This window comes from Aurantiacibacter flavus (genome assembly GCF_039710615.1).
GTDB lineage: Bacteria > Pseudomonadota > Alphaproteobacteria > Sphingomonadales > Sphingomonadaceae > Alteraurantiacibacter > Alteraurantiacibacter flavus.
Genome location: NZ_JBDLBR010000002.1, coordinates 436330 through 455377, shown reverse-complemented (window position 1 = coordinate 455377; position 19048 = coordinate 436330). Strand labels below are relative to the sequence as shown.

At 64.6% G+C, this 19048-nt stretch carries 19 protein-coding genes and 1 other RNA gene; 16 read left to right on the top strand and 4 right to left on the bottom strand.

The window, feature by feature from the left end:
• Window positions 1–58 precede the first annotated feature (58 nt).
• From ABDJ38_RS06750 to ABDJ38_RS06715, 8 genes are all read left to right on the top strand, one after another.
• Window positions 59–2353, top strand: coding sequence for an LPS-assembly protein LptD (locus ABDJ38_RS06750; protein ID WP_346784316.1), 2295 nt, complete (start codon window positions 59–61; stop codon window positions 2351–2353).
• 172 nt (window positions 2354–2525) lie between these two features.
• The gene (locus ABDJ38_RS06745; RefSeq protein WP_346784315.1) at window positions 2526–3890 is read left to right on the top strand and encodes a peptidylprolyl isomerase; all 1365 of its coding nucleotides are present in this window, start codon (window positions 2526–2528) and stop codon (window positions 3888–3890) included.
• 4 nt (window positions 3891–3894) lie between these two features.
• Window positions 3895–4899 (top strand): 4-hydroxythreonine-4-phosphate dehydrogenase PdxA, encoded by a 1005-nt coding sequence (gene pdxA, locus ABDJ38_RS06740; RefSeq protein WP_346784314.1) that lies wholly within the window; start codon window positions 3895–3897, stop codon window positions 4897–4899.
• Complete coding sequence (gene rsmA, locus ABDJ38_RS06735; RefSeq protein ID WP_346784313.1) at window positions 4896–5714, top strand: 16S rRNA (adenine(1518)-N(6)/adenine(1519)-N(6))-dimethyltransferase RsmA; 819 nt, start codon at window positions 4896–4898, stop codon at window positions 5712–5714. The genes pdxA and rsmA overlap by 4 nt, the downstream gene beginning before the upstream one ends.
• A gap of 47 nt (window positions 5715–5761) precedes the next feature.
• Entirely contained in the window at window positions 5762–6973 is a 1212-nt protein-coding gene (locus tag ABDJ38_RS06730; protein WP_346784312.1) for a hydrolase, read from the top strand.
• Window positions 6970–7983: an arginine N-succinyltransferase gene (locus ABDJ38_RS06725; protein WP_346784311.1), complete on the top strand. Its 1014-nt coding sequence runs from the start codon at window positions 6970–6972 to the stop codon at window positions 7981–7983. The genes ABDJ38_RS06730 and ABDJ38_RS06725 overlap by 4 nt, the downstream gene beginning before the upstream one ends.
• A 118-nt stretch (window positions 7984–8101) precedes the next feature.
• A complete protein-coding gene (locus ABDJ38_RS06720) occupies window positions 8102–9352 on the top strand; it encodes an N-succinylarginine dihydrolase (RefSeq protein WP_346784310.1) in 1251 nt (416 codons plus the stop codon).
• Window positions 9353–9465: 113 nt separating this feature from the next.
• A complete protein-coding gene (locus tag ABDJ38_RS06715; RefSeq protein ID WP_346784309.1) occupies window positions 9466–9720 on the top strand; it encodes a hypothetical protein in 255 nt (84 codons plus the stop codon).
• 188 nt (window positions 9721–9908) lie between these two features.
• On the opposite strand, the gene ssrA is transcribed toward ABDJ38_RS06715, so the two are convergent.
• The 3 genes from ssrA to mscL (ABDJ38_RS06700) form a co-directional block, all read right to left on the bottom strand.
• Window positions 9909–10253: a transfer-messenger RNA gene (gene ssrA, locus ABDJ38_RS06710) on the bottom strand.
• A gap of 21 nt (window positions 10254–10274) precedes the next feature.
• Window positions 10275–10706 carry a large conductance mechanosensitive channel protein MscL gene (gene mscL / locus ABDJ38_RS06705; RefSeq protein ID WP_346784308.1) on the bottom strand — a complete coding sequence of 144 codons (432 nt, stop codon included), beginning with the start codon at window positions 10704–10706 and terminating at the stop codon, window positions 10275–10277.
• 80 nt (window positions 10707–10786) lie between these two features.
• Window positions 10787–11275: a large conductance mechanosensitive channel protein MscL gene (gene mscL / locus ABDJ38_RS06700; protein ID WP_346784307.1), complete on the bottom strand. Its 489-nt coding sequence runs from the start codon at window positions 11273–11275 to the stop codon at window positions 10787–10789.
• A gap of 147 nt (window positions 11276–11422) precedes the next feature.
• On the opposite strand from mscL (ABDJ38_RS06700), the gene ABDJ38_RS06695 reads away from it, so the two are divergent.
• Genes ABDJ38_RS06695 through ABDJ38_RS06675 form a run of 5 tightly spaced genes read left to right on the top strand, consistent with a single transcriptional unit; the run spans window position 11423 to window position 15020 of the window.
• Window positions 11423–12022 carry a LemA family protein gene (locus ABDJ38_RS06695; RefSeq protein ID WP_346784306.1) on the top strand — a complete coding sequence of 200 codons (600 nt, stop codon included), beginning with the start codon at window positions 11423–11425 and terminating at the stop codon, window positions 12020–12022.
• Between the two features lie 8 nt (window positions 12023–12030).
• Window positions 12031–12864, top strand: a complete 834-nt coding sequence (locus ABDJ38_RS06690) for a TPM domain-containing protein (RefSeq protein WP_346784305.1) — start codon at window positions 12031–12033, stop codon at window positions 12862–12864.
• A 2-nt stretch (window positions 12865–12866) separates the two neighbouring features.
• The gene (locus ABDJ38_RS06685; protein ID WP_346784304.1) at window positions 12867–13541 is read left to right on the top strand and encodes a TPM domain-containing protein; all 675 of its coding nucleotides are present in this window, start codon (window positions 12867–12869) and stop codon (window positions 13539–13541) included.
• Window positions 13542–13563: 22 nt separating this feature from the next.
• Entirely contained in the window at window positions 13564–14109 is a 546-nt protein-coding gene (locus ABDJ38_RS06680) for an NUDIX hydrolase (protein WP_346784303.1), read from the top strand.
• Window positions 14106–15020: a ketopantoate reductase family protein gene (locus ABDJ38_RS06675; protein WP_346784302.1), complete on the top strand. Its 915-nt coding sequence runs from the start codon at window positions 14106–14108 to the stop codon at window positions 15018–15020. Before ABDJ38_RS06680 ends, ABDJ38_RS06675 begins: the two co-directional genes overlap by 4 nt.
• A 167-nt stretch (window positions 15021–15187) precedes the next feature.
• Here the strand turns inward: ABDJ38_RS06675 and ABDJ38_RS06670 are convergent, their stop codons facing one another.
• Window positions 15188–16090, bottom strand: coding sequence for an isopenicillin N synthase family dioxygenase (locus ABDJ38_RS06670; protein WP_346784301.1), 903 nt, complete (start codon window positions 16088–16090; stop codon window positions 15188–15190).
• A 74-nt stretch (window positions 16091–16164) separates the two neighbouring features.
• On the opposite strand from ABDJ38_RS06670, the gene ABDJ38_RS06665 reads away from it, so the two are divergent.
• The 3 genes from ABDJ38_RS06665 (at window position 16165) to ABDJ38_RS06655 (ending at window position 19034) form a co-directional block, all read left to right on the top strand.
• The gene (locus tag ABDJ38_RS06665) at window positions 16165–17001 is read left to right on the top strand and encodes a beta-etherase (protein WP_346784300.1); all 837 of its coding nucleotides are present in this window, start codon (window positions 16165–16167) and stop codon (window positions 16999–17001) included.
• 198 nt (window positions 17002–17199) lie between these two features.
• Window positions 17200–18153, top strand: a complete 954-nt coding sequence (locus tag ABDJ38_RS06660) for a 2-hydroxyacid dehydrogenase (RefSeq protein ID WP_346784299.1) — start codon at window positions 17200–17202, stop codon at window positions 18151–18153.
• Window positions 18150–19034: a kinase gene (locus ABDJ38_RS06655; protein ID WP_346784298.1), complete on the top strand. Its 885-nt coding sequence runs from the start codon at window positions 18150–18152 to the stop codon at window positions 19032–19034. Before ABDJ38_RS06660 ends, ABDJ38_RS06655 begins: the two co-directional genes overlap by 4 nt.
• The last annotated feature ends 14 nt before the right edge of the window (window positions 19035–19048 follow it).

Genomic DNA, 19048 nt, shown 5'->3' with positions numbered 1-19048 from the left:
TGCGCCGCGATCAAAGCTGGCGTTGCGAATTAGGATCGCACAGTGCAATAGGCAAGCCATGCTCCCCCTCAGGCGTTATCCTCCGAAGGCCTCATTGCGCAGCGTGCCTCTGCTTGGCGTGGCCGCGTTTGCCTTGTTCGCGGCGCAGCCTGCCTATGCTCAGGGCACACCGGAAACCACCGCGCAACAAGGCGAATCCGAGGGCGCAAACGCCGATCTGATCGAAGCGCTCGACGGCGAGCGCGAGGTCGATTTCGAGGCCGACGAGATTCGCTACGACGAGGGCGCCGACACCGTAACCGCGCAGGGCGACGTGATTCTCGAAGCGGGCGACCAGTCGGTCCGTGCCGAGCGCGTGGTGTGGAATCGGATGACAGGCGAGATCGTCGCCGAAGGGTCGATCCGCTTTGTCGATGCCGACGGCAACCAGCTTTTCACCGAGCGACTGGTGCTGACCGACCAGCTCGAAGCGGCGGCGATGAGCAACCTGCTGCTGGTATTCCGCGAAGGCGCAAGGCTGGCCGCAAACGAAGCGCGCCGCAACGGAGAAGGCGATATCGCTCTCGACAAGGCGGCCTTTTCCACCTGTTCGATCGTGAATGAAGACGGGTGCCCCAAAAGCCCGAGCTGGCGCGTCACCGCCGAACGCGTCTATTACGACCGCGAGACCCAGCGCATCCGCTTCCGCGGTGCTTATCTCGAGCTGTTCGGAACCCGCCTGCTGCCGCTGCCCGGCCTCTCGATCCGCGCCGATGGCAGCGCCGATTCGGGCTTTTTCATTCCCGAAGTCGAGCTGACTGCCTCCAACGGCGTCTCGATTTCCGACAGCTTCTACTGGCGCATCGCGGACAACCGCGACCTTGAGCTGACCGGCTATATCTACACCGCCACCGCGCCAATGGTCTCCGCGAAGTATCGCCAGCTGACCGAAAAGGGCGCGTTCCAGATCACCGGCTATGGCACCTACGGCAGCCGACTCCCGCTCACCGCAAACGGCCAGCAAAACGGAGAAAGCCGCAACGACATTCGCGGTTACCTTACCACCAACGGTCGGTTCCAGTTCAACGAGAACCTCTCGCTGACCGGCTCGCTGCGCTATGCCAGCGACCGCACCTTCCTGCGCCGTTACGACATCAGCCGCGAGGATCGCATCCGCTCGACGGTCGCGCTCGAGCATATCGACGATAACAGCTATCTGTCGGTGGCTGGCTGGGCGACACAGCTGCTGCTGGTCAATCAGGATCAGGGCCAGGTGCCGATTGCCCTGCCCCTGATCGACTACCGTCAGCGCATCGAAGAGCCAGTGCTGGGCGGCACGGTCGAAGTGCAGGGCAACACGCTCGCAATCACCCGCACCGACGGGCAGGACACCCAGCGCGCCTTCGCCCGCGCCCAGTGGAATCTGCGCAAGATTACCTCGCTCGGACAGGAAGTGTCATTCACCGCTCTTGTGCGCGGCGATGTCTACCATTCCGCCCAGAACGATCTGACCACCACCGCGCTCTACGCCGGCACCGAAGGCTGGCAGACTCGTGGCGTTGCAATGGCCGCGATCGACATAAAATGGCCGCTGATCGGCGAATTCATGGGCGGCACGCAGACCATCACCCCGCGCGTGCAGTTGGTCGCCGCGCCCTCGATCCGCAATCTCGCCATCCCCAACGAGGATGCGCGCGCCATCGACCTTGAGGATTCGAACCTCTTCGCGCTTAACCGCTTCCCGGGTTACGACCGGGTCGAAGACGGCGCGCGCATGACTTACGGCGCCGACTGGCAGCTCAACTTCCCTGGCTGGCGTATTTCCTCGACCATCGGCCAGTCCTACCGGCTCAGCACCGAACCGGTGCTGTTCCCCGACGGGACCGGCCTGACCGAGCGCTTCTCCGACTTCGTCGGGCGCACCGAAGTGCGCTATCGCGATTTCCTGAAGCTGGTCCACCGCTTCCGCCTCGACAAGGACAACCTGGCCATCCGCCGCGCAGAAGTCGACGCCACGCTCGGCTCCGACCGTACCTATGTCGAGCTGGGCTACCTTCGCCTCAACCGCAACATCGACTTCGATTTCGAGGATCTGCAGGACCGCGAAGAATTGCGCGTGGCCGGGCGCATCGCCTTTGCCAACTACTGGTCGGTGTTCGGTTCCGCCGTGATCAACCTGACCGATGCCGCCGAAGACCCGACCAATGCGTCCGACGGGTTCGAAGCGCTGCGCACGCGCCTCGGCATTGCCTATGCCGACGATTGCCTGGAAATGGGCTTCACCTGGCGGCGCGACTACATCGAGCTGGCCGACGCCCGCAGCGGCAACTCGTTCCAGCTCTACTTCTCGCTGCGCAACCTCAGTTTTCGGTGATTTGCCCTCCCGCCCGTGTTCAAGCATTTGGCAGCGCGCATCGTTTTCGATAGAGCCCTGCGGTCACAGCAACGACTGACTCAGCTAAGGTTCAGTCCGGCGGGGTAATGGCCGGAATGCACAGACAGGCCCGAGACGACCTCGCGCCGCATGGATGAAAGAGAACGATCACGTGATTGCGTTTGCCCGAAAGCTCGTAAATATCACGGCTGCGAGCGCCCTGCTGCTCTCCGGCTCGACCGGGGCCTTTGCCCAGGCTGCCAACCCGCGGGCCATCGCCCCCCAGAGCGACGCGTTCAATATCCCGGACGACATCTCGTTCCTCAGCCAGAGCGATCCGAACGTCCGCCGCGCCACTGCGCGGGTGAACGGCAACATCATCACGGGCACCGACGTCGATCAGCGCGTGGCGCTGATTCTCGCAGCCAATGAAGGCGTCGATATGCCTGAGGACGAGTTGCAGCGGCTGCGCTTGCAGGTGTTGCGCAACCTGATCGACGAGACCTTGCAGGTGCAGGAAGCCGCCGCGCTCGACATGGCGGTCACGCCTGACGAGGTCGACGAGGCCTATGCCCGCTTCGCCCAGCAGGGCCGCAACATGACGGTCGAAGAACTGGCGCAGTACCTCGAATCGATCGGATCCAGCCCGCGCACGATCAAGCGTCAGATTCAGGGCGAACTCGCCTGGGACCGGCTGCTGCGCCGCAACGTCGCGCCCTTCGTCAACGTCTCGGAAGCGGAAGTGAGCGAGCTGTTTGAGCGGATGCAGGAATCGCGTGGCTCGACCGAATATCGCCTCGGCGAAATTTTCCTCCAGTCGACCCCCGCCAACCGCGACGCCGTTGCCGCCAATGCCCAGCAGATCGTGCAGCAACTGCGCGAGGGGGGCAGCTTCCAGGCCTATGCCCGCCAGTACTCTCAGGCAACCACCGCCGCAGTCGGCGGCGATCTCGGCTGGATTCAGGTCGAGCAATTGCAGAATCCGCAGCTCGAAGGCATCGTCGGTGAAATGCTGCCCGGGCAACTTGTCGGGCCGGTCGAGATTCCGGGAGGACTCTGGATTGGCCTGCTGATCGACCGGCGCCAGATCGGCATGCCCGATCCGCGCGATGCGGTCCTCAGCCTCAAGCAGATTTCGATCAGCTTCGCACCCGGCACCACCCAGGCCGAGGCCGAGCGGCATGGCAACGAATTCGTCGCCGCGATCGATTCGATGAACGGCTGCGGCGATGCCAATGCCAAGGCCGCTGCGGTCGGCGCTGATGTGGTCGACAACGACGAGATCGCCGCCCGCGCCCTGCCCGAAGCGCTGCAGAACGTGCTTCTCGGTCTCAACATCGGGCAGGCCACCCCGCCCTTCGGCGATCTGGAGGAAGGCATTCGCGTGCTGATGCTGTGCGGCCGCGACGATCCGCCCAGCGCCGCAGGCCCGGACATGCGCCAGCTGATGGCGCAGATGGAGGACGACCGCATCAACAAGCGCGCCCAGCGCTACCTGCGCGACCTGCGCCGCGATGCGGTGATCGAGTACAACTGAGCCGATGGATAAGCCGCTCGCGGTCTCGATCGGCGATCCGGCCGGCGTCGGCCCTGAGCTGATCCTTGCGGCATGGCGTTTGCGGGCTGAGCGGGACTTGCCCGTCTTCGCCGCCATCGGCGGGCTTGAGGTGCTGCGCGCGGCTGCTTCCCGCGCAAAGAGCGATGTGCCGCTGGTCGAGATCGATAGGATCGCCGACGCAGCAAGCGTATTTGCCGAGGGATTGCCGGTGTTGGCTGTGGCCGACGGTGCCTACAAGCCGGGCGCTCCAAGCGGAGACGGCGCCAAGCTCGCCTTCGCCTCGCTCGAACGCGCGATTGCTCTGGCCAAGGCTGGCGAAGCTGCTGGGGTGGTGACAGCACCTGTCTCCAAGGCGCAGATCGCGCGTATCGAGCCCAGCTTCGTCGGGCAGACCGAACTGCTCGCCCAACACTGCGGCCTTGCGGCGGAAGACGCGGTAATGATGCTCGCCGGGCCGAGTCTGCGCACCGTGCCGCTCACCGTCCACTGCGCGCTGGCCGAGGTGCCGGGGCTGGTGACGCAGGAACTGATTGTCCACCGCTGCCGCATACTCGCGCGCGCCTTGCGAGAAGACTATGGCATTGCCCGCCCGCACGTGGCGGTCGCCGGGCTCAACCCCCATGCAGGCGAGAACGGGCGCATGGGCCGCGAGGAGATCGAGACGATCAGGCCCGCCATCGCCGCGCTTCGCGCAGAGGGTATCGACGCGACCGGCCCGCACCCGGCAGACACGTTGTTCGCGCCGCACAAGCGCACCGGCTACGACGCGGCGCTGGCCATGTATCACGATCAGGCGCTGGTCCCGCTGAAGACGCTGGACTTCGACGAGGGTGTCAACGTCACGCTCGGCCTGCCGATCGTGCGCACCTCGCCCGACCACGGCACCGCCTTCGACATCGCGGGCAAGGGCGTGGCCCGTCCGCACGCGATGATCGCGGCGATCCGCATGGCCGGAGAGATCGCCGCCCGCCGCACCGCCGCCGCATGAGCGATCTGCCTCCGCTGCGCGAAGTGATCGCGACCCACGGGCTGAGCGCGTCGAAAGCGCTGGGGCAGAACTTCCTGTTCGACGAGCAACTGCTGAGCCGCATCGCCGCCATTCCGGGCGACCTGTCGGGCAAGGCGGTGCTCGAAATCGGACCCGGTCCCGGTGGCCTGACCCGCGCCCTGCTGCGCGCCGGAGCCCGCGTCACCGCCATCGAGCGCGATGCGCGCTGCATTCCCGCGCTGGCCGAGCTGTCCGCCGCCTTTCCCGGCCAGTTGCGCGTGATCGAGGGCGATGCGCTGGCCGAGAACCACGCCGCGCTGCTGGGTGAGCCGTTCCATGTGGTCGCTAACCTGCCCTACAATGTCGGCACCGTGCTGTTCACCCGCTGGCTCGGCGGCGAGAACTGGCCGCCCGCCTGGCAGTCGCTCACGCTGATGTTCCAGCAGGAGGTGGCGCAACGGATCGTCGCCCCGCCGGGCTCTGGCGCCTATGGCCGCCTCGCCGTGCTGGCGCAGTGGCGCAGCACCGCGAAGCTGGCGATGAAAGTCCACCGCAGCGCCTTCACCCCGCCACCCAAGGTGATGAGCGCGATTGTCCACGTTACACCCGCCGAGGCTCCCGAGGGCGTCTCCGCGCGCATGCTCGAACGACTCAGCGAGGCCGCCTTCGGCCAGCGCCGCAAGATGTTACGCCAGAGCCTCAAGGGCCTGCCCGGCGCGCTCGATGCGCTGGAGGCTTGCGGGATCGATCCGCAGCGCCGAGCCGAAACGCTGGCCATCGGCGAATTCGTGGCTGTGGCGCGGGCGCTGTCCTGACAGCGGTGCATTTGACTTGGCCGCGCTGAGAGGCCAGATCGTTACCGATGAAACAGCCCTCCCCCAGCGAAGCCGCCCTGTTCGAAGCCATCGACCAGACGCGGATGCTGGAACGCACGCAAGACTGGGCTCGAACCAATTCGGGTACGGGCAATATGGCCGGTCTCGCGACGATGGCGGAGAAGCTCGCCGACGCGTTTTCCGCGCTTCCCGGGAAGGTTACGCCGCGCGATCCCGCCCCCGTTTCCGCCATCGATGCCGAAGGCCGCAAGGTGGAGCTGGAACATGGCCGCCACCTTGTCCTCAGCGTGCGCCCGAAGGCCGAGCGCCGCTTCGTGCTGACCGGCCATATGGACACCGTCTATCCCGCCGAGCACCCGTTTCAGGAGCTGACCTGGCTCGACGACGACACGCTGAACGGCCCGGGCACCGCCGACATGAAGGCCGGAATTGCGGTTATTCTGGAAGCGCTGACCGCCTTCGAGACCAGCGATGTGGCGCAGTCGGTCGGCTATGACGTGATGATCAATTCGGATGAGGAAACCGGCTCGCTCTCATCCGCCGCGCTGATCGCCGAACTTGCCGCCGGAAAAGCCGCCGCGCTCACCTACGAACCGAGCGCTCTGCCCGATGGCACGCTTGCCCACGCACGCGGCGGGTCCGGAAACTATGCTGTTGTTTTCAAAGGACGATCTGCCCACGCCGGACGCAATCCTGAGGACGGTCGCAACGCGCTGGTGGCCGCTGCCGATTTCGCGCTCGCGTTGAAGCGGATGCAGCATGACGACTTGCCGATAAATCCGGCGAAGATCGACGGCGGCTCGGCCAACAACGTCGTGCCCGATCATGCAGTGTTGCGCTTCAACATCCGCCCGAAGACCACCAGCGCAGCGGACAATTTTAAACATATCGTAAATGACTTAGCAGACGCTATTGCCAAGGAACATGAGGTCAAAGTCTCGCTCGCCGGCGGGATCTCGCGCCCGCCCAAGCCAGTCGACGCGCGGGCGGCAAAATTGTTCGATATCGTAAAACAGGCCGGCGCCGATCTCGGCCAGACCATCGGCTGGCAACCCAGCGGCGGCGTCTGCGATGGCAACAATATTGCCGCCTGCGGTGTCCCGGTGGTCGATACGATGGGCGTTCGCGGGGGGAGAATACATTCAATCGAGGAATTCATGATCGTGTCCTCGCTCACCGAACGCGCCCGGCTGAGTGCGCTTGTTCTGCATCGCCTCGCCAGTGGAGCACCGCTATGAGTTTCGTCATCCGCACTGCTCGCCTCAGCGATGTCCAGCCGCTTTACGAGATGGCCAAGCTCACTGGCGGCGGCTTCACCAATCTGCCGCCCGACCGCGCCTCGCTCACGGCCAAGCTCGAACGTTCGGCAGCGGCCTGCGACAGGGACGATGACGAACTGGGCGACGACCTGTTCGTGCTGATGCTCGAAAACGTCGAGACCGGCGAAGTGCGCGGCACCAGCCAGATCTTCTCCGCCATCGGGCAGAAGTGGCCGTTCTATTCCTACCGCATCACCACCGTCACCCAGCACTCGAAAGAGCTGGAGCGCACCGTCACCGCCGAATTGCTCAGCCTGGTCAACGATCTGGGCGGCGCCAGCGAAGTTGGCGGGCTGTTCCTCCATCCCAGCGAGCGCGCGGGCGGGCTCGGCATGCTGCTCGCGCGCAGCCGCTACCTGTTCATCGCCGCGCACCGCGCGCGCTTTGGCGATAAACTACTGGCCGAACTGCGCGGCATCATCGACGAGCGCGGCGGCTCACCGTTCTGGGACGCGATTGGCGGCAAGTTCTTCCACATGGCCTTTCAGGAGGCCGACGAGTTCAACGCCGTCCACGGCAACCAGTTCATTGCCGACCTCATGCCCAAGCACCCGGTCTACCTCGCGATGCTGGGCGAGCAGGCGCGGCAGGTGATCGGCCTGCCCCACCCCTCGGGCCGGGCTGCCATGCGGATGCTCGAAAGCGAGGGGTTCTCCTACGAGGGCTATGTCGACATCTTCGACGGCGGCCCGACCATGACCGCGCGCACCGATAACGTCACCTCGATCAACAATGCGAAGAGCGCGCCGGTGACCTCTTGCGAGCTCGACAAGGGGGACAAGGCGCTGCTCGCCACCGGCAGGCTGGGCAGCTTCCGCTGTTGCTATGGCGCCCGCGCCGAGACGGCGGACGGTGTCGCCATAGATGCTCACGCGGCGGACCTGCTCGGCGTCGGCGAAGGCGACCTCGTGTGGAGTATCGGGCGGTAGTCCCGCAATTGCGTCCGCATGTCCTGAGCCTGTCGAAGGACTGCTTTTCTTCAAAGCGCGGCACTTGAAAGGAAGGACAGCCCTTCGACAGGCTCAGGGCGAGCGGAGTGTGGGAACAATGGCACTGCAAGAGATCAACTTCGACGGCATCGTCGGCCCCTGCCACAACTATGCCGGGCTGAGCCTTGGCAACCTCGCGGCCACTAAGAGCGCTGGCAAGGTGTCGCAGCCGCGCAAGGCGGCATTGCAGGGGCTCGCCAAGATGCGCGGCAATATGGCGGCAGGGCTCGCGCAGGGGGTCTTCCTGCCGCTCCCCCGCCCCAATTCGGCATGGCTCGAGGCGCTTGCCGTCAATGCGACGATGGACCCGGCGCTGGTCGCCAGCGCCTGGTCGGCCAGTTCGATGTGGACGGCCAATGCCGCCACCGTCAGCCCCGCGCCCGATTGCGCCGACGGGCGCTGCCACCTCACCGTTGCAAACCTCGTCACCATGCCGCACCGCAGCCAGGAATGGCCCGACACGCTGGCCCAACTGCGCCTCGCCTTTGCCGACAGCGCGCACTTTGCGGTGCACGGCCCGGTCCCGCCCTGCTTTGGCGACGAAGGTGCGGCCAATCACATGCGCTTTTGCGAAAGCCACGAGAGCAAAGGCGTCGAAGTGTTCGTCTACGGCCGCACCGGGGGCCACTTCCCCGCCCGCCAGCACGAGCAGGCGAGCCGCGTGGTGGCGCGCAGCCATGGGCTTGATCCGGCCCGCGCGGTGTTCATCGAGCAAAGCCCCGAGGCCATCGCCGCCGGTGCCTTCCATAACGACGTGGTTTCAGTCGCCAATGCGCAGGTGCTGTTCGCCCACGAACAGGCCTTTGCCGATCGCGAAGGTGCTTACGACGCCATTCGCGCGGTGTTCCCGGCGCTGGAGGTGGTCGAGGTGCCCGCCGCACGTGTAAGCCTTGCCGATGCGATTTCGTCGTACCTGTTCAATGCGCAACTGTTGTCGATGCCCGAAGGCAGCATGACGCTGGTCGTTCCTGGCGAGTGTCGCGAGAATGCAGCCGTCTCAGGCTGGCTCGACGACATGCTCGCCAGCAACGGCCCGATTCGCACCGTAAAGGTGGTCGATGTGCGAGAAAGCATGGCAAATGGGGGCGGCCCGGCTTGCCTGCGGTTGCGCGTGGTGGCCGATCCGGCGACCATCGACCCTCGGTTCCTGCTGACCGAAGCCAAGACCGACCTGCTTGAGAAGGTGATCGCCGCCAATTGGCCGGATGAGATCGATCCGGCCGACATCGGCAAGGCAGAACTTGCCGAAACCGTGCTCTCAGCGCGAGCGGCGCTACTTGAGGCGCTAGACCTGACCGAACTTGCCTGACCCTTCCGACTGTCGGATTGCCTTACAGAGGCGCTAGCGTTAACCATCGTCTGCAAGGAACTGCGTGCTTGGCACGGCAGTTGCTTACGAAGAGGTTAAGGAAAGGGCCTTTGATGTTTCGCAAGATTTCTCGACTGTTCGTCATCAAGACGCGGCTTGAAGCCTTCCTGATCATTTACGCCCTGGCGCTTGGCGCGACTGAACGCGGCGCTGTCTATCTCGATCAGTATCCGGGCTGGGGCGGCAAGCTGCTGTTCCTCGCCTGCACTGGCGCCGTGTTCATGGCCGGAGGAAAGATCCTCGACTGCCTGAAGTATGAGCGCGGCCAGCTGGCGGCGAAGAAGCCGACGATCCTGCCGGCGGAATAGTACTGCAATTAGCCTCAGGCTTGGCTCAGGCTGAGCCGAGAATGTGCAGCCGCGAGAACCGGCGCGCAGCGACCTTCCAGGTCGTGAACACCGGAAGCGCAGCGAAGGTGCATTCGCAGGCCGGCATGAGGAACGCCTGTGGTGAATTGGAAGGTGGGGGTTTCTGTTGCTAGCTACCCCCGGAGCCCCGGAATCCGTTCTGTTGCCCGGTCGGTCCAACCGCGCTGTATAGCCTAATAATATCAGGGCGTTAGCCCATCAATTACGCAGCGATGGCGAGTGCTTCGTTATCGTTGGCACTTATAGGTTTTGAACAGTTTTACGGGTTACTCAGCCCGGGCAAAAACCTTGTCTTTGAATACACGTCGATCCTGGTTCGGCCCCGTCAACACTGGCGCATTTGCGCCGATCTTGGTGGAGCCGCCGGGTACTGCCCCCGGGTCCGCTGCATCTATTACACAAGGCCATTTATCGCCATATCCGGTCGAAACCGGCAGGCCCTATATAGGCCTTGTGCAATGAATGTGAAGTGAGCGGATGGATCGCTTGCGCGCCTATTTCTTCAAAGCGTCGCGAATCTCGATCAGCAGATCGATCTCGCTCGGCCCGGCGGGCGCGGCGGGCTCTTCCGGCTGTTCATAGCGCGCCTTGATCCGGCTGGCATAGCGCACCAGCAGGAAGATAATGAAGGCAAGGATCACGAAATTGATGATCGCCGTTACCAGCGCGCCATAGCCGATCATGGCTGCGCCTGCCTCTTTCAGCGCAGCGTAGTCGGTCATGCTGCCTTCGTATCCTTCGGGTGCGGAGAGCAGGATGAAGTAGCTGGAGAAATCGGCCCCGCCGAAGATGTAGCCAACGAACGGCATGATCACGTCGCCGGTCAGCGAGGTGACGATCGTGCCGAAAGCGCCCGCGATGATCACCGCCACCGCGAGATCCATGACGTTGCCCTTGGCGATGAATTTCTTGAACTCTGCAAACATTCCCGATGCTCCCGCTCTTCCTGAACCCAGTTCTCCTGAATTGGGCATCAATTGCAGAAGCTCCCGCAATTCGCCAGCTGCTAGTCGATGTTCGCCTCGGTGCGCGTCTCGGGACGGCTGCGCATCTCGGCCAGGATTTGCTTCAGCACGTCGAGCTGGGGATCTGTCGGCACTTCGGCGCTTTCGGAGGTGTTCTTGGCCGCCTTGGCCTTCTCCTGCATCTCGTCCAGCAGCTTGTTGACCGTCCGCAGCAGCAGGAACAGCGCGAAGGCCACGATAAAGAAATCCACCGTCTGGGTCAGAAAGTCGCCATAGCCGAGCATCGGAACGCCCGCCTCTTTCAACTGGGCATAGTTCTGCTTGCTGCCCGTGTAGTCTGCGGGAATGTCGCCGAGCAGGATGAACCAGTTCGAGAAGTCGACATCGCCGAAAATCCAGCCGATCACCGGCATGATCATGCTTTCGTTGAGCGATGTCACGATCTTGCCAAAGGCCGCGCCGATAATCACACCGACCGCAAGATCGAGCACGTTGCCGCGCGCAATGAACTTCTTGAACTCTGTGAACATGGTCCGTTCCCCTGCTGTCTTCACCGTTTCTCGCGCATCGACGCGGCAGGCGCCGTTTCGATCCCATCGCCGCGTTCGAGGCCACAATGCTTGTAACCACGCATAGCCGTGCTACATGAGCAACACACCTGTTGGAGGAACAGTCAGATGAAATTCTTGCCCAAGGCTCTCGTGGTTGCCTGCACGCTGTTGCTGGCCTCCTGCGGCATCAACTCGGTCCCCGCGGCGGAGGAGACCGCCAAGGCCAAATGGGCCGACGTCGAGGCCGCATTTCAGGAGCGCGCGAACCTGATCCCCAATCTGCAGGAGATCGTGATGTCTTCTGCCGAGCAGGAACGCGCCACGCTCGACGCAGTAGTTTCCGCCCGTGCTTCAGCTACCCGGCCCGAAGTGCAGGTCGACGGCGACGACCTCAGCGATCCGGCCAAGATGCAGCAGTATCAGGCCGCGCAGAACGAGCTGGGCGGCGCGATTTCGCGCCTGCTGGTCTCGGTCGAGGCCTACCCTGAGCTGCGCAGCCAGGACAACTTCGGCCGCTTCATGACCCAGTTCGAAGGGCAGGAAAACCGCATCCGCGTCGCCATCCGCGACTACAACGAAGCGGTGCGCCAGTATAACACCACGATCCGCACCTTCCCCGATACGATCGGTGCGAACCTCATCCACGGCGCCGAACCGATGGTGTCCTACGAGGCGACCACCGAAGGCGCCGAAGTTGCGCCGACGCTCGACATGGGCGTGAACTGATCTCACCCATGCCCATCCTCCGTCTGATTGCAGGGCTGCTCGCAGCGATAACGCTGTGGGCGGCGCCCGCTGCGGCCCAGCCCGCCTTTCCCGAACGCGGCACCGCGCCCGTCGTCGATCAGGCGAACATCATCGACGATGCGACCGAAGCCGAGCTGACCGCTGCGCTCGACCAGTTCGAGCAGGCCAACCAGCGCCAGTTCGTGATCGCGACGGTCGAGAGTCTCGATGGCTACGATATTGCCGATTATGGCTACCAGCTTGGCCGCGAATGGGCGCTGGGCGATGCCGAGCGCAACGATGGCATCATCCTGCTCGTCGCCCCGAACGAGCGCAAGGTGCGGATCGAGGTCGGCTATGGGCTCGAGGGGATCATCCCCGATGGGCTAGCCTACGACTATGTAGAGGAAATGAAGCCCTATTTCCGCGACGGCGACTATGCGGCGGGGATCAAGCTCGGCGCGGCGCGGATCATTTCCCAGCTCGAACTGCCGCCGGAAGAGGCTGCGCGCGTGGCGCAAGAGGCGAGCCAGCAACGCAAGAGCGAAGGCGGCATTCCGGCGGGCGGGCTGATCTGGCTCGGGTTCCTGCTGTTCTTCTTCGTGCTGCCCGCCTTCTTCGGGCGTGGCCGCAGGCGGCGCTATCGCGGCGGCGGTGTCGGCGGCGTGGTTGGCGACATCATGCTGTGGGAAGCCGGCAAGGCAATCGCCCGCGGCGCCATGGGCGACGATCACTGGGGCGGCGGTGGCGGCTTCGGTGGTGGTGGCGGCTTCGGCGGTGGCGGCGGCTTTGGCGGCGGTGGCGGATCATTCGGGGGCGGCGGCGCCTCCGGGGGGTGGTAACGATGGCGATACTCGATCCAGCCCAGCACAAGATCGTGTCCGATGCCGTGGCCCAGGCCGAACTCACCACCTCTGGCGAGATCGTGCCCGTGCTCACCCAAGCGTCGGACAGCTACTCCGATGTCGTGCTGGCCTATTGCGCCGCCATCGCTTTTACCGTGATGAGCGTGATGGCTGCTTTTCCAACGGCAATTACTGACCTGTGGGACGGCGCTTTCGGCGGCTGGGGGCATGACTGGACCACCGGCGAATTCACCACGCTGATGCTGGGTGTGGGGGTCGTTGCCTTCGCCGCCACCTGGGCGGTGTTGCAGATCGACGCGCTGAAGTTCCGGCTCGTGCCGGGGCCGCTGAAGCGCGCCCGCGTGCGCGATGCGGCGGTGCGGCACTTCAAGGTCGGCGCGGAAAGCCGCACCCATGGGCGCACCGGCGTAATGCTATACCTGTCGATGCAGGAGCACCGCGCCGAAATTGTCGCCGACAGCGCCATTGCCGAACTCGTGCCCGCCGAAGTCTGGGGCGAGGCCATGGCCGACATGCTGGCGGAGGTCCGCAAGGGCTGCCTCGCCGATGGGATCGCAGCGGGCGTGCGCGATGTAGGCAAGGTGCTCTCCCCGCACTTCCCCCGCGCCGACGACGACGTGAACGAATTACCCGATCGCTTGATCGAGCTGTAGCTCTCAGATAGTCCGCACGGCCATGACACCAGACGATGCGGATGCACCCGAAGAGGTGATGTGGGCGGGCCGGTTCATCACCGCCAGGCGTCGGGGCAAATGGGAATATGCCGAGCGCGCGCGCGGCATCCGGGCCGCAGTGATCCTGCCGCTCGATGGCAACGACGTGATCCTCGTCGAGCAATATCGCGTGCCGCTGGGCTGCAACTGCCTCGAGCTTCCGGCCGGGCTGATCGGCGACGAGGACGGCTCGGAGAACGAAGACCCGCTCGATGCCGCCCATCGCGAGTTGATCGAGGAGACCGGCTATTCCGCTGCAAAGTGGGAGAATCTGGGCGACTATTTCTCCAGCCCCGGCATGGTGAGCGAAAGCTTCACCTTGCTGCGCGCGAGCGAACTCACCAAGGTCGACGAAGGTGGCGGGGTCGCGGACGAGGAGATCATCGTGCACCGGGTGAACCGGGCCGACCTTGAACAGTTCGTCGCCGATGCGCGCGCGCGCGGGGTGGCCATCGACGTAAAAATGCTGCTGCTGCTCGGCGCAGCTATGGGAGGGAAAAACGGATGAAGGTTCTGGTTCTGGGATCGGGCGCGATGGGCTGCCTCTATGGCGCGGCCTTTCACCGTGCCGGACACGAGGTGATCCTGTGCGACGTCAATCAGGCGCATGTCGACGCGATCAACGCCAATGGCCTCGAACTCGACCGCAATGGGGTAGAGCACCTGCCGATCCGCGCTGCCCTGCCCAGCGACATAAGCGAGCCGGTTGACCTGGTGCTGGTCTTCACCAAGACTTTCCACACACAGGGCGCGTTGGAAGGTATCACCGCCGCCATCGGCTCGCACACCCATCTGCTCAGCCTGCAAAACGGCCTCGGCAACGACAAGCGGCTAGCGGGCTTCGTCAGCGACGATCGCGTGATGGTCGGTGCCTCGATGCTGCCCAGCGATCTCGTTGGCCCCGGCAAAGTGCGCAGCCACGGTGAGGGCTATTCGCGGCTATACCCGGCTTTCGGGGGCGATCCCGCCTTTGCTGCCGAGGTCGTCGAAGCGATGACGAAGGGCGGCCTGCCCGCCGAGCTGGATCCGCAGATTCATGCCGCTATCTGGGGCAAGGCGATATTCAACGCGACGATGAACCCGCTCTGCGCGCTCACCTTGCGCACTCCCGGTTTCCTCGGCGCCAATGCCGAAAGCCGCGCGCTTATCAGCGAAGCCGTGGCCGAGGGCGTCGCCGCCGCGCGCGCCAGCGGGGTGACGATCGATGCGCAGCCAATCCTCGACCTGACCGAAGTCAGCATGAAGGACCATGCCGACCACGAAGCCTCGATGCTTCAGGACGTCAAGGCCGGCAGGCGCACCGAGGTCGATGCCATCGTCGGCGCGATCGTCGAGGCAGCCGAGGCAAATGGCCTTTCGGCGCCGGTGCTCAAGACCTTGTGGCGGCTGGTGAAGCTGGAAGAGGCGAAGCTGGCTTAAAGCGCCCACCCCGCTGTGACTAAATTCTGATGACATCTTATTGACCCGCAAAGCCCTTCCCCTTGGGGAAGGGTTGGGATGGGGCTCCACACCAGCGTCAAGCCCCCCACCCCCAGCCCCTCCCCATGGGGAGGGGGCAAGGTCAGTCAGGCTAATGTCATCAGACTTTAAACCAACCCGATCTCGCGCAACCGCTGCTGGAGATAGGCATCGGCCGTAATCGGCTCCTCGCCGCCCTCAACCAATGGCGTAATCACATAGTCGGGCCGGAAGTGCAGGAAGAACGGCATCGAATAGCGCGAGCGCCCCGCCGCTTCACCCTTGGGGTTCACCACCCGATGCGTGGTCGAACGCAGCTTCCCTGCCGTCAGCCGCTGCAACATGTCGCCCACGTTCACCACCAGCGCACCCTCGGGCGGGCTGACCGCCAGCCACTCGCCATCGCGGGTGAGCAGTTCTAGCCCCGCCTCCTCGGCCCCGAGCAACAGCGTGATGGTGTTGATATCCTCATGCGCCGCCGCGCGCACCGCGCCCTCTCGCGCCGCCGCTACGGGCGGATAGTGCAGATAGCGCAGCACCGAATTGCCCTGATCGACCGAAGCGGAAAAGAAGCCCGGCTCCTGCCCCAGCGCCACGGCAATCGCTTCCAGCAAGTGCCCGCCCGCCGTCTCGAACTCGGCAAACAGCGCGAGGCTTGCTGGGCGGAAATCGGGCACCTCTACGGGCCACACGTTCTCGGGCATATACCGCGCCAGCGGATCGCCTGCGGGCAGTTCGCGCCCTACGTGCCAGAACTCCTTGAGGTCGTGGACCTCGGCATCCTTGGCATGCTCGGCGCCGAACGGAGTGTATCCGCGCGCACCGCCCTGCCCGGCGATCCGGTAGGCGAGCTTCACCGGCTCGGGCAGCGCAAAGTAGGCCCGCATGGCAGCATCGGCGCGGGCGACGGTCTCGGGTGCGATTCCATGGTCGCGCACGATGGCAAACCCAGTCTCGGAGAACGAGTGGCCGAGGCCGCTGGCAAGGCTGTCAAGCGGCTGGCGCAAGGAAAGCGTGGCGATCTGTGTCATCGGCTTTGCACGTCCCACTTTCCTTTTCCCAGCGCAAGCATTACCCCATCGGACAAAATCAACGAGAGGATACCATGGCTGATAGGAAGGCAATCACCTTTTACGACCTTCAGGTCTCAACCGGCGCAACGATCAGCCCCTTCGTCTGGGCTACCAAGTTCGCGGTGCGCCACAAGGGATTCGATCTCGATGTGGTGGAAGGCGGCTTCACCGGTATTGCCGAGCGCACCGGCGGCAAGACCGAGCGTCTGCCTGCCATCGTCGACAACGGCAAATGGGTGCTCGATAGCTGGGGCATTGTCGAATATCTCGACGAGACCTACCCCGAACGCCCGCGCCTTATCCCGCACGAGAGCGTGGCCGTGATGACCAAGACGCTCGACGCCTGGTTCTGGAGCACGGCGATAGGACCGTGGATGCGCAGCTATTGCGCCGACTATCGCGATATCTGCTACGAGCATGACAAGGACTATGTCACCAGCTCGCGAGAGGTGATGCTGGGCGGCAAGCTGGAAGACCTGCAGGCGGGCCGCGAGGATCGGCTGGCGGCGGTCTCTGCCAGCCTTGAACCGCTGCGCGTTGGCCTGCGCGAACACAAGTTCCTCGGCGGCGACATGCCCACCTATGCCGACTATCGTATCATTGGCGGTTTCCTGTGGCTGGCCTCGCTGGCGCAGACCCCGCCGCTTGCGGAAGACGACCCGCTGCGCGACTGGATCGAGCGCGTGCGCGACCTGTTCGGCGGGCTCGGCCAGCACCCGGGCCTGTTCAACCTTTACGGGCTGGAACAGCGTGAAGGCGATGTCGATCCGTTCAACCGCGCAGCCGGGCTTGGCGGCATTTTCAAGCGCAACACCGGACCGCAGTCGACGCAGGCCGAAACGAAGTTCATCAACAAGGCGGATTCCTGAGGCCGCTGCGATTTTCGCAGCAAAGTCGAACCGAGCGCTCGTGGGGATGATTCCACAAGCGCCTTTTCTTTTGCCCGGCGAACCCATAGCATTCTAAACATGGCTCGAGAGGGGAGCAGGCCGAGCGCGAGACCATCGCCGTCGTCCTGACAGGGCGACCGCCAGCCCCTGCCACAGGTGGAAACAAGGACTTACCCATTGCGCATTCTCGTTACGCGCCGCTGGCCCGAAGCGGTCGAAAAGGCCCTCGCCTACAAGTTCGACGTTACATTCAACAGCGATGATAAACCTTTGTCTAAAAACGATCTTGCTGCGGCCATGGGCGAGTTCGACGTGCTCTGCCCCACCGTGTCGGACATCATCGACGCCGGGGTCATCGCGAGCGGCGAGCGGGTGCGTCTGATCGCCAACTATGGTGTGGGGTTTGACCATATCGACATCGCCGCCGCCAAGGCGAAGGGCATTGCCGTCAGCAACACTCCCGGCGTGCTGACCGATGCCACTGCCGATCTCGCGCTCACGCTGATGCTGATGGCCACACGACGCGCTGGCGAAGGCGAGCGCGAACTGCGCGCCGGACGCTGGACCGGCTGGGGTCCGACGCACATGGTCGGCTCGGCGCTGAAGGACAAGGTGCTCGGCTGCGTCGGGTTCGGGCGGATCGGGCAGGCCACCGCCGCGCGGGCGCATCACGGGTTCGGGATGAAGGTGGGATATTATGCCCGCCGTGAGATGCCGCAAGCGATCGAGGTCGACGGCACGTTCTATCCCGATCTCGAACAGCTGCTGGCGGTGTCCGATGTGGTGTCGCTGCACATTCCGGGCGGGCCGGAAACGGCCAACCTCATAGACGCGGCGGCTCTCGCGGCGATGAAGCGCGGCAGCTACCTCATCAACACGGCGCGCGGCGGGGTGCTCGATCACGAGGCTCTGGCCGAGGCCCTGCGCAGCGGCCAGCTCGCGGGCGCAGGCCTCGATGTTTACCCCGCCGAGCCGCAGGTGCCCGAATGCCTGCTCGGGCTGGAGAACGTGGTGCTCCTGCCGCACCTCGGCAGCGCCAATGCCGAGACGCGCGAGGCGATGGGCATGCGCGCGCTCGCCAATGTGGAGGCTTTTGCGGCGGGCAAGTCGCTGCCCGATCCGGTGGCATGAGCGATCCCGTCGCGGCGCTGGTCGCAGCCGAGCGGCTGCCCGAAGACTACCGCGAAGTGGTCGAGCAGTTCTGGCAGCCGCTCGCCGACCGCATCGCCCGCGAGGCCAGCCGCCAAAAGCCGCTGATCGTCGGCGTCAACGGCGCGCAAGGGTCTGGCAAGTCCACCTTGTGCCGCTTCCTTGAGGTGCTGCTAAAGCCGCGCGGGCTACGCGTCGCCACACTCTCGCTCGATGACCTCTACCGCACCCGCGCCGAACGGGCGGAGATGGCCGAGAAAGTCCACCCCCTGTTCGCCACACGCGGGGTGCCCGGTACGCATGACGTAAGCATGGCGCTTGGTCTGATCGAGGACTTGCAGGCGGGCCGCAGCTTCACCCTGCCCCGCTTTGACAAGTCCATCGACGACCGAATGGCCGAGGGCGAGACGATTACCCGCCCGGTCGACGTGCTGCTGTTCGAAGGCTGGTGCGTGGGGGCTATGCCGCAGGATCAGGCCGCGCTCACCGAGCCGCTCAATCATCTGGAAAAAGAGGAGGATCGTGGCGGCGTGTGGCGCGGGCTCGTGAACCGTTTCCTCGCGGGCGACTATGCCGACCTGTTCGCGCAGATCGACCTGCTGGTGATGCTCAAGGTACAAGGGTTCGAGGCCGTCGCCGCCAACCGCCGCTTGCAGGAGACAAAGCTGGCCGAAGCCAATCCCGGCGCGCCGGGGCTTATGGGGGAGACCGCCCTCACCCGCTTCCTCGATCATTACGAGCGGCTGACCCGGCACCAGCTCGCCGAAATGCCTGCACGGGCCGATGTCCTGTTCGAAATCGGCTCCGACCAGCGCCCGCTGCGCCTGCCCGATGGACTCAAGGGAATGCGCTCGATAACCTAACAGTTGTGATGATG